Raw genomic sequence first — 1,438 nt, 5'->3', positions numbered from 1 at the left:
CCCCCGCCCGGTCCAGCGCCGTCCTCCGGCGGTCCGCCGTCCTTCGGCGGCTCCACGGGGCTTCCCGTCCGGCCGGGCACCGGACGGTTCCTCGTGCTCGCGGGTGCCTTCTTCTGCGCGGCCTGCGGCCTGGTGTACGAGCTCGAACTCGTGGCGCTGGCCTCGTACTTGATGGGCGATTCGGTCACCCAGGCGTCCGTGGTGCTGTCCGTCATGGTGTTCGCGATGGGGGTCGGCTCGCTCGCCGCCAAGCGGCTGCGCCGGCACGCCGCCATCGGTTTCGGCCTGATCGAGGCGACGCTCGCCCTGATCGGGGGGTGCAGCGCCATGGTGCTGTACGCGGTGTTCGCCTGGACCGGTGACTGGGGCGGGGTGTGGGCGTACGGGCCGCGCTGTCTGCTGGTCGTCTTCTCCCTCGTCATGGGGCTGCTGATCGGCGCCGAGGTGCCGCTGCTGATGGAGCTGATCCAGCGCATCCGCCGCCAGGACGCGGGCGGGGCGGTCGCGGACCTGTTCGCGGCGGACTACGTGGGCGCGCTCGTCGGCGGGCTGGCCTTTCCGTTCCTGCTGCTGCCGATGCTCGGGCAGCTGACCGGCGCGCTGCTGACCGGTGCGGTGAACGCCGTGGTCGGGGGCGGGCTCGTGTTCTGGCTGTTCCGGCGGGACCTGACCCCGCGCGGCCGGTGGCTGCTGCTCGTCGCCAACCTCGCCGTGCTCGGACTGCTCGCCTCGCTGACCGCGCTGGTGGGGGACTTCGAGCGGGCCGCGCGCCGGGCGGTGTACGACGGGGACGTCCGGGTGGCGCTGCAGAGCGGCGAACAGGAGGTGGTCCTCACCGGCGGCACCCACGGGCGTCCGCCGAAGCTGTTCCTCGACGGGCGGCTGCGGGCCGGCAGCCACGACGAGCACCCCTACCACGAGGCACTCGTCCGCCCCGCGATGGCCGGTCCGCACGCGCGCGTGCTGATCCTCGGCGGCGGCGACGGACTCGCCGCCCGCGAGGTGCTGCGGCACCCCGGTGTCGAGCGGGTGGACGTCGTCGCACCCGCGCCGGAGATCGTCCGGCTGGCGCGCGGCGATCCGGCGCTCGCCCGGCTCAACGCCCGCGTCTTCGACGACCCGCGCGTCCGTGTGAGCACCGCCGACGCCTTCTGCCGGCTGCGGAGGACACCGAAGGCGGCGTACGACGTGGTGATCGAGGACCTGCCCGATCCGGGCCACACGGCGAGCACGAAGCTGTACGCGCAGGAGTTCTACGGCCTGGCCCGGCGGGCCCTGGCGCCCGGCGGGCGGCTGGTGGTGCACGCCGGCCCGGTCTCCTCCCGCCCGCGCGTGTTCTGGACGGTGGAGTCCACGATCCGCGCGGCCGGATTGCGCACGGTGCCCTACCGCGTGGCCGACCGCGCCTCCGGCTCGTCCGGCACCGCCGGCCGGACCG

Annotated in this window: 1 protein-coding gene; it reads left to right on the top strand. The window is 74.8% G+C overall.

Features of this window, described 5'->3' with window-relative positions; translation table 11 throughout:
* On the top strand, nucleotides 1-1,438 hold a 1,438-nt coding region (locus CCN35_RS16830; RefSeq protein WP_425444299.1), incomplete at both ends, for a polyamine aminopropyltransferase.

The organism is Streptomyces thermovulgaris, from assembly GCF_002155915.1.
GTDB classification, from domain to species: Bacteria; Actinomycetota; Actinomycetes; order Streptomycetales; family Streptomycetaceae; genus Streptomyces; species Streptomyces thermovulgaris.
This window is presented reverse-complemented; position numbering and strand designations above follow the sequence as displayed.